This is a genomic window from Alkalibacterium sp. m-11, assembly GCF_054658155.1.
In genome coordinates this window covers 1-14,726 of record NZ_BAAGIR010000008.1, presented here as the reverse complement: position 1 = coordinate 14,726, position 14,726 = coordinate 1, and the positions used below count along the sequence as shown (strand labels likewise).

The following is a 14,726-nucleotide window of genomic DNA, read 5'->3' as shown; positions in this document are numbered from 1 at the left end:
TTTATTACTCAACCATTAATATACTTCTTAATCAGAAAGACTCTTAAAAGATGTTGAAATATGGTACAATGGACAGGAAATTACTAGAAAGTAGGGATAGAGTTTATATGGATAATGACAGCTTCAGGAGTATCATTTTGCTGGTTTTACTTCTTTTGTGTTCAGCGTATTTTTCTTATTCAGAGACAGCCTTTACGTCAGCTAATCGTATCAGGCTGAAGAATGAAGCGGAAAATGGGGATGAGCGCTCCAAAAAAACGTTGAAACTTTTGGAAAGTTTCGATTCTGTTTTATCGATAATATTGATAGGAAATAATATTGTGAATATTGCGATGTCAGCTATTGCGACCTTGTTATTCGTGAACTGGTTTCCGGTATACGGGCCAACTTTAGCAACGATCGTTATGACTGTCATCATTCTTTTGTTCGGGGAAATCACGCCGAAAACAATAGGTAAGGAAAAAGCAGAGCAGCTGGCGAAAAGTTCTACTCCGATGATTCATTTTCTTATGCTCGTGTTCAAGCCTGTTCTGTGGCTTCTTCAGAAGTGGAAAGTCCTGCTGGACAAGGTCTTTAATTTCGAAGGTGAAGAAGTCATCAGTGAGGACGAACTGCTTTCAATTGTAGATGAAGCCGAGAGCGGCGGAAGTATAGAAGATCATGAACATCAGCTGGTCAGATCTGCAATCGAGTTCGATGACCTTGAAGTGTCGTCGATTCTGATGCCTAGGGTCGATGTGGTTGGCTGTGACCTCGACACTTCAGATGAAGAAATCGAAGAATTGTTCATGACACACAATTACTCCAGACTGATTGTTTACGATGATACGATCGATAACATCATTGGTGTCCTTCATGAAAAAGATTTCAACCGGTATTTGAAAGCCAAGAAGGAGGCTGGACGAGACTTGTCACTTCTGACCGTAGTGAAAGACGTGATCTTTGTGCCGCCCGTCATGAACCTGTCTAAACTGCTCAGAACCATGCAGCTGAAAAAGACGCATATGGCAGTTGTTACTGACGAACATGGTGGAACAATTGGTATTGCGACTATGGAAGATGTCTTGGAAGAACTCGTTGGAGAAATCTGGGATGAATACGACATTATTGAAGAAGAAGTTGAAGAGGTTATTGAGGGGACACGCTACAAGGTTAAAGGGACTGCGAATCTCGATAAGATCTTCGAAATCTTTGGCATTCAAGAAGCAGATCAGTACGTATCAAATACGGTGAGTGGCTTTGTCATTGAAGAACTCGGACAGTTTCCTGAAGAGGGAGACGAATTCGTCTATCACAACATGAAAATCACGGTCACTATGGTTAGAAACAGACGTGTGCTTGAAATCCGGATTGACTATATGCCAATTGAAGAAGACTAGACAGATGGACAGGAGAGAGTAAAGTGTTTCTATGACATTTTTGAATAATCCTATGTTAACAACTGAAGAAGTTGCACAGAAGCTTTTAGGCTGCTTGTTGATTAGTCAGCACGGTGAGACTAAGACATCCGGCTGGATTGTTGAGACAGAAGCTTATGTGGGAGTCATTGACGAGGCCTGTCACAGCTTTGAAGGCAAACGGACGCCTAGACTAGAATCCATGTACAAGGAAGCCGGCACGCTTTATGTGTATCAGATGCATACGCACAAGATGCTGAATGTTGTGACGCGGTCTTCTAAGGAACCTGAAGCTGTACTGATCCGGGCTATTGAACCTTTTGAAGGTGTATCCGTTTTGGAAGATCGCAGAAACAAGACGGGGGTTCAGGCTACCGATGGACCTGGTAAACTGACTAAAGCAATGGCTGTCAGTATGGCTGATAATGGGTCAGTAGCTGATGCACCTCCGGTATACATCGATCCGTCGACTAGACGTCTACCCGAACGAATTGAACTGTCCAGTCGTATCGGAATACCTAATAAAGGACAATGGACGGATGCTTTGTTAAGATATAGTGTAAGAGGGAACCCATATGTTTCACGTAGAAAAGGAAAGCCTGCGGATAACAACGGATGGTGCCCTGTATTAGACTAGAGGAGGAGCAGGAATGACTGACAGTTTGATTGACTATATTGATGATGAGCTGAAAAAACTATTACCTAATTTTAAGTGGAGACTAGTTAAAGACAGCAAGAAAAAGATGATCGAGTTATATGTGACCTTTCACGTAGAGACTGAAAAAGACATACAGGTTCAGGATGCCGTGGGTCAGAACAACGAGCCAGGGATCGTTCAATTCGAAGATGTCCTGTGTTTCTATGATCCTGCGTATTCTCACGTCAAACCGCAGAATTATCTGACGGCAATTTCGTTCGACAGCCATGTAGGTCTCGAAAAGGGCTATGTCGATGCCGTTCTTAGACAGATCAATTTGACTACAAAGCAGGGCATGGTCGATTTGAGAGAATTTCTAGAGGATGATTTTGCCGGTGAATTCAAACTGAACTGGAACGAGAAGAATACGCACAGCCTGATTCAGACCATGAAAGACACAGGCCGGTACGATGACACCAAACTTAAAATGATATTGGAAGATGACCAGTCATTTTTTGAAAAATTAACAGAGGATGATGAGCATGACGGAGTGGAAAGAGTTTAGTGTAGCGATAAGCAGTGAAGCATCTGAACCAGTTTCAGCTATAATGAGTGAACTGGGGTCGGCAGGTGTGTCGGTTGCCGATCGTAATGATTTTCTCACACTTCCAGAGTATGGATTTGATACGCTGTGGGAGCTTGACGAGTCGAAGTTTCCAAAAGATGGGGTCATTATTAAAGGCTACTTCAACAACCATGACGATCTGGAAGCTGTCGAGAAAGAATTGAACGCTCGAATCTCCAGACTTGAAGAATACGGAATTACTACGGGAGATTATACAATCGAAGTGGCAGATGTCGTGGAGGAAGAATGGGCCAATGCCTGGAAGAAGTATTACCATCCCGTTCCGGTTACACGTTTCATGACTATCGTACCGCAGTGGGAAGAATATACCCCTCAGTTCATCGATGAGCGGATCTGCTACCTTGATCCGGGCCTGGCTTTCGGAACAGGGACACATCCGACAACTCAGCTTTGTATTCAAGCTCTGGAAACTGTCATCAAAAAAGGGGATACAGTTCTGGACGTTGGTACAGGGTCTGGTGTCCTGTCGATCGCCAGCGCTTTGTATGGCGCAGGTAAAATCAAGGCGTATGATCTGGATGAAGTGGCTGTTACATCCGCCCGCTCGAACATCAAGCTGAATAATCTTGAAGAGAGTATTGATGTCAGAGCTAATAACCTGCTTCAAGGTGTCAATGAAAAAGCCGATATCATTGTAGCAAATATTCTAGCAGACATTATCCTGCTGTTTGTAGAAGATGCCTACGACAAACTTAATGATGATGGACTGTTCATCACATCAGGAATTATCTCCGAAAAGAAAGACCAGGTTGTTGAAGAACTCATTAAATATAACTTTGAAATCGTCCAGATCAATCAGATGAAAGACTGGGTCGTTATCATTGCAAAAAAAGAAAATAAGGACGTGTAATTACAATGGAAAACATTGAAACATTTATTGACCACACTTTGCTTAAACCTGAATCAACAGACTTAGCTATTCAGCAGGCGTGCCTGGATGCGAAAGAATACAAATTCAAAGCAGTATGCATTCAGCCAGTCTGGGTAAAATACGCTTCTGACTTACTTAAGGATTCTGATGTAAACACCTGTACGGTCATCGGTTTTCCTCTTGGAGCAAATTCAACTAAAGTCAAGGCCTATGAAGCTGAACAGGCTGTTAAAGATGGCGCGTCCGAAGTGGATATGGTCATCAATATTGGTGCGCTGAAGAGTGAAGATTTTGCAATGGTACATGATGACATTAAAGCGGTCGTCGATGCAGTTAAAGGCAAGGCAATCGTAAAAGTGATTATTGAAACAAGTTTACTTACTGACAATGAAAAAGTAAGAGCTTGCGAAATTTCAAAACGTGCTGGTGCTGATTTTGTCAAAACGTCAACTGGTTTCTCTACAGGAGGAGCAACAGTCGAAGACATCAGACTGATGCGCAAGACTGTAGGAAAAGAAATGGGTGTCAAAGCATCTGGCGGAGTCCGTACGATAGAGGATGCCAAAGCGATGATTGAAGCCGGAGCGACACGTATCGGTACGTCAAACGGAATCGCACTGGTTGAAGGAAACGAATCAACAGAGTCTTATTAATTAAGATCAGCGACGTGTTCTTGAAGTCTTTTCTCAAAAACGATATACTAATAGAAGAAGCAACCAGCACTCACTGAGGTGCTGGTTTTCTTATCATTTAAATTGAATCATTTAAGAACCTAATATGGAATGAAGGTGAACGATGTGCCACAGAATAAAGATTATACGCCTCAGGAGGTCATTGCCCTCTGTCTGACATATATGAACAGCGAGCATGTAGCGTTTGTGAAGAAGGCTTTTGACCTTGCAGATAAAGCACACGAAGGCCAGATGAGAAAATCCGGAGAAGCCTATATCATGCACCCGGTTCAGGTTGCAGGCATTCTTGCCGAACTTAGAATGGACCCTGTCACGGTTGCCACAGGATTTCTCCACGATGTTGTTGAAGATACGGACTACACTTACCAGGATCTTTCAGAGATTTTTTCACCGGAAGTTGCCGACCTGGTAGATGGAGTAACAAAACTGGGTAAAATCAAATTCAAGTCGAAGCAGGAGCACCAGGCAGAGAATCATCGTAAGATGCTTCTGGCAATGGCTCAGGACGTACGTGTCGTATTGGTGAAACTGGCCGACAGACTTCACAATATGAGGACACTTAAACATCACCGACCAGAAAAGCAGAGAGAGATAGCTATAGAAACGCTGGAAATCTATGCTCCGCTAGCGGATCGTTTAGGGATCAACCGAATGAAGTGGGAACTGGAAGATACTTCTTTGCGCTACATGAATCCTCAGCAGTATTACCGAATCGTTCATCTGATGAATTCAAGAAGAGAAGACCGGGAAAATTATATTGATGATGCGAAGCAGGCTATTCAGGAATCCGTAGAAGAACTGGGTATAGAAGCTCAGATCACAGGACGACCGAAGCATATCTATTCAATTTACAAGAAAATGAAAAGCCAGAAAAAGCAGTTCAATGAAATATATGATCTGCTGGCGATTCGTATCATTGTTGAATCCATCAAAGACTGCTATGCGGTTCTGGGAGCGATCCATACCAGATGGAAACCGATGCCCGGACGTTTCAAGGATTATATCGCCATGCCAAAAGCCAACATGTATCAGTCCCTTCATACGACAGTTCTGGGGCCGAATGCAACGCCGCTGGAAGTACAGATTCGAACCATTAAAATGCATGAAATTGCTGAGTATGGGGTAGCTGCTCACTGGGCTTATAAGGAAGGTATTTCAACTAAACTGGATAATGATCAGTTGAGTGAACATATCTCATGGTTCAGAGACATCCTTGAACTTCAAAGCGAATCAAGAAATGCCAGCGACTTTATGGATTCGATAAAGCAGGATATCTTTAAGGATAAAGTCTATGTGTTCAGTCCTAAAGGGGACGTCATGGAACTCCCTTCAGGATCAAGTACTCTTGATTTTGCCTATCATGTCCATACCGAAGTGGGAAATAAATCGATGGGGGCTAAAGTGAACGGGAAGATCGTTCCGCTGAACTACAAGCTGAAAACCGGAGATATCGTTGAAATGCTGACGTCGTCAAATTCATTCGGTCCAAGTAGAGACTGGCTGAACTATGTCAATACGTCCAAAGCTAAGAATAAGATCAAGCGTTTCTTCAAGACACAGGAAAAAGAGCAGAATGTTGAACGAGGGAAAGAAATACTCGAAAAACTGCTCATCGATATGGGGTTCAATCCTAAGCAGGTTCTAAAGAAAGATAACATTCTTAAAGTTGCTGAACGCTTCAATTATCATAATGAAGAAGATCTGTTTGCTGCGATCGGTTATGGTGAGCTGAAAAGCACAACGATCGCCAACCGCCTGACCGATAAGGAACGCAGAGATAGAGAAAAAGATCAGATTCAACTGGATGATACCACTGGAACAATCGAGCTAAAGAACAAGAAAGAACCCGAAAAAATGAAAATCCGTCACGAAGGCGGGGTCGTGATTCAGGGTGCAGACAACCTGCTGATCCGTTTAAGCAAGTGCTGCAACCCTGTTCCTGGGGATGAAATCGTCGGATATATCACTCGAGGCAGAGGTGTATCGATTCATAGAGTCGACTGTCCAAACATTCAGGGGACAGATGATCAGGTCAATCGTCTGATCGATGTCGAATGGGAATCCAGTGATTCGAAAAAAGAATACAACGCTGAACTGCAGATTGAAGGATACGACCGTTCCGGTTTTCTTAATGAAATTCTACAAGTTATCAACTCTCAAACAAGCAAGCTTAGCAATGTCAACGGTAAGCTGGACAAGAGTGGGACAGCCATCATCAAACTGACACTGTCGATACAGAACCTGAAAGAACTGGAACAGATCGTAGATAAAATAAAAACAGTACCGGATGTCTATTCAGTCAAACGAATTACATCCTAAAAAAGCATAAAGACAACAGGAGGATTATTGTGAGAGCCGTCATACAGAGAGCATCGAAAGCACAGGTCACAGTGGAAGCAGAAACCGTTGGAGAGATTGGAAAGGGATTTGTCGTTCTTCTTGGTGTAGAAGACAATGATACAGAAGAAGATGTCGCTTATCTAGTCAGGAAAGTTGCCAATATGCGAATCTTTGAAGATGACGATGAAAAAATGAACCGATCTCTTAAAGATGTAGAAGGTGAGATTTTATCAATATCTCAGTTCACCTTGCATGCGGATACAAAAAAAGGGAATCGACCTAGTTTTACAGGTGCGGCAGGTCCAGAAAAGGCTGCTGCTTTGTATGAGTCTTTCAATAAGCAGCTCTCTGCTGAAGGGATAAATGTAGCAACTGGTAAATTTGGTGCTCACATGAAAGTCAGTCTAGTGAATGATGGACCTGTGACGATCCTCATCGATTCAAAAAATAAATAAGACAGCAAAGAACCCTGACCCAATTATATGGATCAGGGGTTTTTCTACTGTCTTAAGAAAAGCTCTGCCTATATATCTGTCCTGTTGCTGACAATTTATGGCGCAAAGTATGCTGACAGGCCATGATAGATTGCTTCGGCCACTGTCTGTTGGTAGTTTGCAGTGTTGACGATCGTGATGTCGTGATCGTTATCCAGATAGCCAAGCTCAAGTAAGATGGATGGCTGAGCGTTGTTTCTCAGAACGAAATAATTACCGTGTCGGACGCCATTGTTTTTAAGTGGCCCTTGTTGAGTCAGTTTTGTATTGATGGTATCTGCCAGATCTCTTTCCGACTCAGAATAATAATAAGTCGTGGTGCCGCTCATCGTGTTTGGGACTTCGAGCGCATCATAGTGAATGCTGATAAAGGCATCGGCTCGAGCACGGTGGGCATAGTAGACGCGGTCATTCAAAGTAACAAACGAGTCATCGCTTCTGGTTAGGATGACATTTGCTCCAGATCTTTCAAGAATCTCTGCAAGTCTAAGTGATGTGCTGAGTGTGACTTCGCTTTCAGTAAAACCTGTCTTAGCAACAGCTCCAGGCTCGTGTCCGCCATGACCGGGATCGATCACTATCGTAGCCTCGGCTAGACTACTGGCCTGCTGGACTTGGGGCGCAGCAGTATCGGCAGTTTCAGCAGACTGAACTGTATAAGAGTCATTACTCTCAACTATTTCTGCCAGCCAGCTTGCGACATACACCAGTGTTCCATCTGTCAGTCTGATTCCATACCAGTCGTCTGTTTCTTCTATGACAGAGTATTCGGATACGTCACTAACTGTCGTGACTATAGGCGTGTCAGTACCCGGACCTTGTCTCAGATTAGTAGGACCCATGCCAATACGAATCTGTTTTCCTTCACTATCTGAAGATGCCAGTGCGGTAGGCGTTCCTTCAAGGCGTTCAACGTAATCGGAGTGTATCCAGGCTACCCGGTTATTGAAGAGGATCTGAATCCAGTTGTTCTCGCTATACAAGATTTCATATTCTTCTCCAGAATGGACGGTACCTAGGATAGGGGACTCTGTAGAGGAGAACTGACGAACATTCACTTTATTTCCGGTGATGCGCCCAGTCGCTCGATTATCTACAGTTACCTCCTCATTTTCTATAAGCCAACTGGCTACCCAGCCGATATCATTGTTCGACAGTCTGACTTTGTACCACTGATTATCTTCACCTAGAACATGAAGATGCTCGTCTTCATGAACCTGAGTCAGAATTTCATGGGACAGACCGGGACCGTATCTGACATTCAACGTACTGGCAAGTACGGTTACTCTGTTTTCATTCGCTAATGCTACAAGAGAGCCCATGAGAAGGGTAAGCAGGCCGATGATCAGAAAGATAAAAGTCCGTTTGCTTAATCGATTATGTATGTCTGTTTGATCCATTATTCACCTCTCCTTTCATCTGTTTTCTTATATTATACTCAATTTATGAAAATATTAGCAATATTTTTTAGAAAATAAGCGTAGCAATCGACAAAATTCGTTTCGGTCATTATACATTTTATCTAAGAAGAATGACATAACGGTTTGGAAAGGGTTACAACATCAAGCTGTATTGACATTCTTTAAGCTTTCTTGTAAGCTAAAAGAACAATTCAAATAGCATGATCCCCGAACTGAGGACTGAATACTGACCCGTCTCAAAGAGAGAATCTCCCTGGCTGAAAGAGATTTAGATCGACAGTTGGATGACACCTTAGAGGGATGACGAGGAGGCTCGTCACGTGAGAGCGATAAATCTGTTGAGTGAGAGTACGTCTTTGCGTACTGTCTGAATTAAGGTGGCACCACGTGATAACCTGACACGTCCTTTTTCTGTTCATTATCTGAACGGGAAGAGGTTTTTTTTATGGAAAAAAATAGGCATTAAGAGTGGAGGACTAGATAAAATGAATTATCAGAAGCTGAAAGGAACAGTTGATCTGTTGCCTGAAGAAACCAGAAAATGGCAGTTTATTGAAGATAAAGCAAGAGACTTGATGCGAGCATACCAGTTCAATGAAATCAGAACGCCAATGTTTGAACAGCTTGAATTATTTGCCCGTGGTGTAGGAGAAACAAGCGATATCGTCACTAAAGAAATGTACGATTTCAAAGATAAAGGCGACCGATACATTGCACTCAGACCCGAAGGAACTGCTGGTGTAGTCAGAGCTTATGTTGAGAATAAGCTGTATGGACCTGAATTCCACAAACCGACCAAGCTGTTTTACATGGGACCTATGTTCCGTTATGAACGACCTCAAAGCGGCAGACAGCGTCAATTCCACCAGATAGGTGTAGAAGTGTTCGGCAGCCGAAATCCATCAGTCGATGTGGAAACGATGGTTCTGGGAATGGATCTTTTCAAGCAGTTCGGTATTACTGATCTGAAACTGGTCATCAATTCACTTGGGAGTACAGAGACTCGACAGACTTACCGAGAGGAACTGATTGCCTATCTGGAGCCTCACCTAAACGAATTAAGTAAAGATTCACAAGTCAGACTATATAAAAATCCACTGAGAGTACTGGACAGCAAGGATAAGAAAGACAAAGAAATCGTCAAAGATGCGCCGTCAATTCTGGATTATCTGGACGAAGCGTCTAAAGCTCACTTTGAAGCAGTCAAGGGGATGCTTGAAGATCTGGATATTCCTTACATCATTGACACGAACATGGTACGCGGGTTGGACTACTATAATGATACGATCTTTGAAGTGATCACTACAAATCCGAAGTTCGGAGCCAATGCGACAGTGTGTGCCGGAGGACGATATGATGGACTTGTAGAAGAAGTCGGTGGACCGTCTACTCCAGCCTTCGGGTTCGGATGCGGACTGGAGCGCCTCGTTCTTCTTCTCGAACACATGGATTTTGATTATCCAGAATTAAATCCACTCGATGCGTATATTGTCACTATGGGAGATCGTGCTGACCGCGCTTCAAATAAACTGACACAAGTCCTGAGACAGAATGGTCTTTCCGTTGAACGGGAATTCATGAATAGAAAGGCCGGCAAGCAGTTCAAGACGGCAGATAAGCTGAATGCCGATTATGTCTTTACCTTAGGAGACCAGGAAATCGATAATGGGATCGTTCAGGTTAAGCGACTGAGTACAGGAATCCAGACAGAAGTGAGTCTGTCGGAACTGGCATTACGCTTCGATGAGACCTATTCATCATTGATCAGATCAACAGAAAAAGGAGAAGAATAACATGAAACGTACAGTATATTGTGGGGAAGTCAGACAGTCGCATGAAGACCAGACTGTCACAGTTAAAGGATGGGTCCAGAAAAGACGAGACCTCGGGGGCATGATCTTTGTAGACCTGAGAGACCGTGAAGGGATCGTACAAGTCGTATTTAACGGAGAAATTAGCGAGGAAGCACTGAAGACAGCTGAAACCATCCGTTCTGAGTATATTCTTGAAGTAACAGGAAAAGTCGTTTCCCGTGCCGAACGACAGAAGAACAAGGACCTTGCTACTGGAGACATTGAAATAGTAGCAGACAGCATTTCAATACTGAGTGAATCCAAGACGCCTGTCTTTGATATCAGTGATGCTGTGGACGTATCTGATGATATCCGCCTGAGATATCGTTACCTGGATCTGAAACGTCCACGTATGCAGAGGAACATGAAACTTCGTCACGACGTGAAGAAGTCATTCAGAGACTTCCTGGACGACCAGGGATTCCTGGATATCGAGACTCCTTACCTGACTAAATCTACACCGGAAGGCGCTCGCGATTATCTGGTTCCCGCTCGTACGAACCAGGGAAAATTCTTCGCTTTGCCACAGTCACCTCAGCTCTTTAAACAGCTCTTAATGAGTTCAGGCTATGACAAGTATTATCAGATCGTCCGCTGTTTCAGAGATGAAGATCTGCGTGGAGACAGACAACCTGAATTTACCCAGGTGGATATTGAGACCAGTTTTATTGAAAAAGAAGACATCCAGGCACTGATGGAAGACCTTCTGGTTCGTCTGGTTAAAGATGTAAAAGGAATCACAATTGAGAAACCATTCCCAAGACTGACTTATAAAGAAGCGATGGAACGTTTCGGAAGCGACAAACCAGATCTGCGCTTCGATATGGAACTTGTAGACTTGAAAGATATTGCCGAACAGTCTTCATTCAAAGTCTTTTCTTCTGCAGTTGAATCAGGCGGCATGGTTAAAGGTCTGACTGTCAAAGGTGCAGCAGATTCGTTCTCCCGTAAAAATGTCGATGCACTGGAATCAGTAGCGAAGATTTATGGAGCGAAAGGCTTAGCTTGGATGAAAGTGACCGATGAAGGACTGACAGGTCCGATATCAAAATTCTTCTCTGAAAAAGAGATGCAGACAGCCTTGATGAGTAAAATGGATGCTGCTCCAGGAGACCTGCTGCTATTTGTTGCAGATAAAGATAAAATTGTCTACGATGCACTAGGTGCTTTAAGAAGTCATCTTGGAAAGGAACTTGATCTGATCGATCAGTCAAAACTGGCTTTTGCCTGGATTGTCGAATGGCCACTGCTCGAGTATGACGAGGAGGAAGGGCGATATAATGCAGCCCACCACCCATTCACTATGCCTGTAGAATCTGATGTCGAGCTGCTGAAAACATCTCCTGAAAAAGCAATGGCTGATGCCTATGATATCATACTGAACGGATATGAAATCGGTGGAGGATCGATCAGGATCCATGATCGAGCGGTGCAAGAAGATATGCTCAATGCACTCGGATTTACTAAAGAAGAAGCTCAGAATCAGTTCGGATTCTTACTTGATGCGCTGGAGTATGGCTTCCCGCCACACGGAGGTATCGCGTTCGGTCTGGATAGACTGGTCATGATCCTAGCTGGAGAAGAGAACATCAGAGAAGTGATTGCCTTTCCTAAGAACGGTAAAGCGATCGATCCATTAACTAGTGCGCCATCAGTGGTTTCAAAGGATCAGCTGGATGAACTGAAACTGTCACTTCAGACAACAGAGGAAAAAACGGAGGAATAAAATGGTTTTACTAGGGTCACACGTATCGATGAAAGGGAAAGACATGCTGCTTGGAGCGGCGAAAGACGCAGCTCAATACGGCGGATCCACCTTTATGATATATACAGGTGCGCCTCAGAATACACGACGCAAAGCGATTGAAGATATGAATATTGAGGCCGGTCAGGCATTCATGAAGGAAAATGCAATCAATGTATCTGATATAGTCGTTCATGCGCCGTATATTATTAATTTAGGGAATACGATAAAAAAGGAAAACTATGCATTTGCGGTAGAATTCATGAAAGATGAGATCAGACGTGCTGAAGCTCTGGGAGCGACTCAGATGACGATGCACCCCGGCGCACACGTCGGAGCGGGTCCGGAAGCGGCTATCGACCAGATCGCTCAAGGACTGAACGAAATCCTCCACAAGGATCAGACCTTGCAGATCGCTCTGGAAACGATGGCCGGTAAAGGGACCGAGATCGGTCGCTCATTTGAGGAACTGGCTCAGATCATCGAAAAAGTTGAATTAAAGGACAAGGTATCCGTCACAATGGATACCTGCCACATTCATGATGGCGGATATAAGGTCAGAGATGATTTTGAAGGGGTTCTGGATGAGTTCGACCGAATCATCGGCCTGGACAAGCTGAAAGTCATTCATGTCAATGACTCCAAAAACGTTCAAGGTGCTGCGAAAGACAGACATGCGAATATCGGCTTTGGTGAAATTGGCTTTGATGCATTGAGTCAAGTTGTTCATCATCCGAAACTGGCACATCTGCCGAAGATTCTTGAGACGCCATTTGTCGGCGAAGATAAGAAGAACAAGAAACCGCCATACAAGCATGAAATCATCATGCTGAAGGAAAAGCAGTTTAATCCCGATTTATATGAAGATATTATTAACAGCTGATTACCCGAGAGGAGTTTGTGTAAAAGCAGACTCCTTTTTTTGTTATACTGATTGCAATACTATGCGGAAGGAGTCTGGACATGAAAAAAGGATTAAGTGCAAAGCAGATCAAAGCAATCGATCAGTATACGATCGAGTCGGTTGGCATGCCTTCACTCGTGCTCATGGAACGAGCGGCTATAGCTACAGTAGAAGCCATGATGAAAGACTTTGAGTTCAAAAGCGCCCTCATTCTCTGCGGCACAGGGAATAACGGAGGGGATGGAATAGCTGTAGGTCGTCTGCTCCATCAGGCGGGAAAAGCGGTTACGATATGTGTTGTAGGAGACCCAGAGCGTGCTTCTGAAGAAACAGCTGCACAGCTTAAAATCGCTCGGAATTTGAATGTGCCATGTGTATACAGCCTGGAGAACAGCTGGCCGGATGACCCTGATACGCTGATTGTTGATGCTTTATTCGGGATAGGCCTTGACCGGGAGGTGGAAGACCCTTATCTGGAAGTGATCAGACGAGTAAATGGTTTAGGATATCGAAAAGCAGCCATCGACATTCCATCCGGCTTGTCTGCAGATACCGGTTCTGTGTTAGGAGCCGCCATAAAAGCGGATAAAACGTACAGTATAGGTTTCTGGAAAAACGGATTTTCCAGTAAAGAATCAGAGACGTATACAGGAGAGATACAGCTTTTGGACATAGGCTATCCACCTATCTACGACATGTTCCATATAATAGAACTGGAGGATAACAATGGCAAACAGGTTTAATTTTAGAGGTGAAAATAAAAGAGAGAACTATTTTGAAGGGTGGTACATCAAGACGAATGATAAGGGAAAAGATTTATCGGTAGCGCTGATTCCCGGGGTCGCACATTTTTCCGATCAGGAATCCTTTGTTCAATATAATATCGTCTACAAGGATACTTATTATAGTGGGAAAATTACTTTCAGCAGAGATGAGTTCGATGTCGTCGGCAATCCTCAGACTGTCATGATGCCCAAGTTTATCTTTAACGAAAAAGGGGTCAAGGCAAGTCTGAAAGACGGGGATACTGACCTGCTCATCGATTTTGATTTTGGACTGTTTCTCCCCATCAGACAGAGCCTGTATACACCAAGTATTATGGGGCCGTTAGAATACTTAAATATGCCGTGTAACCATGACATTGTAAGTTTGAGACATACCGTAAAGGGCAAAATCGTTATTAATGGGGAAGTAATCGAATTGTCTGATGCTCTAGGTTACATCGAAAAGGATAGGGGGAGCACGTTCCCGAGCAGGTATGCCTGGGCACATGCCAATGGATTTGAGCACAATAGTGAAGCTACTCTGTTTATTTCTGCTGCTGAACTGGAAAAAGGCCAGTTGAAAAAAGAAGGGGCCATCGGCAGTTTTCATGATGGAGAAAAAGAGCATCGGTTCGCTACTTATTATGGAACGGTAACTAATATGACGGTCAGTTCAAATAAGGAGTCTTATACGATTATCATGAAGGACCCATTCAAAAAGCTCGAAGTAACGGTAAGTCTGAAGAACGGAGCATAGCTGATTGCTCCAATGAATGCCGGCATGGATTATCCGATTAAAGAGTCGGTCAAATCTGATATTACAATGAGGTTCATTCAATCAAAACCACCAGTGTGAACTGGTGGTTTGCTCTGCGGCTGAAAGCCTCTCTTACCGGCCTCGGCCTGAAAGGCCCACTGAGTGGGTTTCCCTTATGCACCACATTTACTCACTGATTCTAAAAG

13 protein-coding genes are annotated in these 14,726 nt (G+C 43.7%); 12 read left to right on the top strand and 1 reads right to left on the bottom strand.

Going from position 1 to position 14,726, the window contains the following annotated elements; all coding sequences use genetic code 11:
* Positions 1-137 precede the first annotated feature (137 nt).
* From ACYQ2O_RS01820 to dtd, 7 genes are all read left to right on the top strand, one after another.
* The gene (locus tag ACYQ2O_RS01820; protein WP_346024013.1) at positions 138-1,379 is read left to right on the top strand and encodes an HlyC/CorC family transporter; all 1,242 of its coding nucleotides are present in this window, start codon (positions 138-140) and stop codon (positions 1,377-1,379) included.
* A 31-nt stretch (positions 1,380-1,410) separates the two neighbouring features.
* Positions 1,411-2,034 (top strand): DNA-3-methyladenine glycosylase, encoded by a 624-nt coding sequence (locus ACYQ2O_RS01815; protein WP_459795881.1) that lies wholly within the window; start codon positions 1,411-1,413, stop codon positions 2,032-2,034.
* A 13-nt stretch (positions 2,035-2,047) separates the two neighbouring features.
* A complete protein-coding gene (locus ACYQ2O_RS01810; RefSeq protein ID WP_459768608.1) occupies positions 2,048-2,599 on the top strand; it encodes a DUF3013 family protein in 552 nt (183 codons plus the stop codon).
* Positions 2,577-3,530: a 50S ribosomal protein L11 methyltransferase gene (prmA, locus tag ACYQ2O_RS01805; RefSeq protein ID WP_459768606.1), complete on the top strand. Its 954-nt coding sequence runs from the start codon at positions 2,577-2,579 to the stop codon at positions 3,528-3,530. Before ACYQ2O_RS01810 ends, prmA begins: the two co-directional genes overlap by 23 nt.
* Positions 3,531-3,535: 5 nt before the next feature.
* Complete coding sequence (gene deoC / locus ACYQ2O_RS01800) at positions 3,536-4,204, top strand: deoxyribose-phosphate aldolase (protein ID WP_459795880.1); 669 nt, start codon at positions 3,536-3,538, stop codon at positions 4,202-4,204.
* A 144-nt stretch (positions 4,205-4,348) separates the two neighbouring features.
* Entirely contained in the window at positions 4,349-6,562 is a 2,214-nt protein-coding gene (locus tag ACYQ2O_RS01795; RefSeq protein WP_459768604.1) for a RelA/SpoT family protein, read from the top strand.
* A gap of 29 nt (positions 6,563-6,591) precedes the next feature.
* Complete coding sequence (gene dtd, locus ACYQ2O_RS01790) at positions 6,592-7,038, top strand: D-aminoacyl-tRNA deacylase (protein ID WP_459768602.1); 447 nt, start codon at positions 6,592-6,594, stop codon at positions 7,036-7,038.
* A gap of 95 nt (positions 7,039-7,133) precedes the next feature.
* Here dtd and ACYQ2O_RS01785 read toward each other — a convergent pair whose 3' ends face one another.
* Entirely contained in the window at positions 7,134-8,477 is a 1,344-nt protein-coding gene (locus ACYQ2O_RS01785) for an N-acetylmuramoyl-L-alanine amidase (protein WP_459795879.1), read from the bottom strand.
* A 506-nt stretch (positions 8,478-8,983) separates the two neighbouring features.
* On the opposite strand from ACYQ2O_RS01785, the gene hisS reads away from it, so the two are divergent.
* The 5 genes from hisS (at position 8,984) to ACYQ2O_RS01760 (ending at position 14,520) form a co-directional block, all read left to right on the top strand.
* The gene (gene hisS, locus ACYQ2O_RS01780; protein WP_459768598.1) at positions 8,984-10,291 is read left to right on the top strand and encodes a histidine--tRNA ligase; all 1,308 of its coding nucleotides are present in this window, start codon (positions 8,984-8,986) and stop codon (positions 10,289-10,291) included.
* Position 10,292: 1 nt separating this feature from the next.
* Positions 10,293-12,077 (top strand): aspartate--tRNA ligase, encoded by a 1,785-nt coding sequence (aspS, locus tag ACYQ2O_RS01775; RefSeq protein ID WP_459795877.1) that lies wholly within the window; start codon positions 10,293-10,295, stop codon positions 12,075-12,077.
* 1 nt (position 12,078) lies between these two features.
* Positions 12,079-12,978 carry a deoxyribonuclease IV gene (locus ACYQ2O_RS01770; RefSeq protein WP_459795875.1) on the top strand — a complete coding sequence of 300 codons (900 nt, stop codon included), beginning with the start codon at positions 12,079-12,081 and terminating at the stop codon, positions 12,976-12,978.
* 80 nt (positions 12,979-13,058) lie between these two features.
* Positions 13,059-13,742, top strand: a complete 684-nt coding sequence (locus ACYQ2O_RS01765) for an NAD(P)H-hydrate epimerase (RefSeq protein WP_459795874.1) — start codon at positions 13,059-13,061, stop codon at positions 13,740-13,742.
* Positions 13,726-14,520, top strand: coding sequence for a tocopherol cyclase family protein (locus tag ACYQ2O_RS01760; RefSeq protein ID WP_459768590.1), 795 nt, complete (start codon positions 13,726-13,728; stop codon positions 14,518-14,520). The genes ACYQ2O_RS01765 and ACYQ2O_RS01760 overlap by 17 nt, the downstream gene beginning before the upstream one ends.
* Positions 14,521-14,726 lie beyond the last annotated feature (206 nt).

Bases quoted from the DNA above. Each gene is read 5' to 3' on its own strand.
- ACYQ2O_RS01810 (WP_459768608.1), top strand. From the start codon at position 2,048: ATGACTGACAGTTTGATTGACTATATTGATGATGAGCTGAAAAAACTA.
- ACYQ2O_RS01815 (WP_459795881.1), top strand. From the start codon at position 1,411: ATGACATTTTTGAATAATCCTATGTTAACAACTGAAGAAGTTGCACAG.
- deoC (WP_459795880.1), top strand. From the start codon at position 3,536: ATGGAAAACATTGAAACATTTATTGACCACACTTTGCTTAAACCTGAA.
- hisS (WP_459768598.1), top strand. From the start codon at position 8,984: ATGAATTATCAGAAGCTGAAAGGAACAGTTGATCTGTTGCCTGAAGAA.
- aspS (WP_459795877.1), top strand. From the start codon at position 10,293: ATGAAACGTACAGTATATTGTGGGGAAGTCAGACAGTCGCATGAAGAC.
- ACYQ2O_RS01770 (WP_459795875.1), top strand. From the start codon at position 12,079: ATGGTTTTACTAGGGTCACACGTATCGATGAAAGGGAAAGACATGCTG.
- prmA (WP_459768606.1), top strand. From the start codon at position 2,577: ATGACGGAGTGGAAAGAGTTTAGTGTAGCGATAAGCAGTGAAGCATCT.
- ACYQ2O_RS01785 (WP_459795879.1), bottom strand. From the start codon at position 8,477: ATGGATCAAACAGACATACATAATCGATTAAGCAAACGGACTTTTATC.
- ACYQ2O_RS01760 (WP_459768590.1), top strand. From the start codon at position 13,726: ATGGCAAACAGGTTTAATTTTAGAGGTGAAAATAAAAGAGAGAACTAT.
- ACYQ2O_RS01765 (WP_459795874.1), top strand. From the start codon at position 13,059: ATGAAAAAAGGATTAAGTGCAAAGCAGATCAAAGCAATCGATCAGTAT.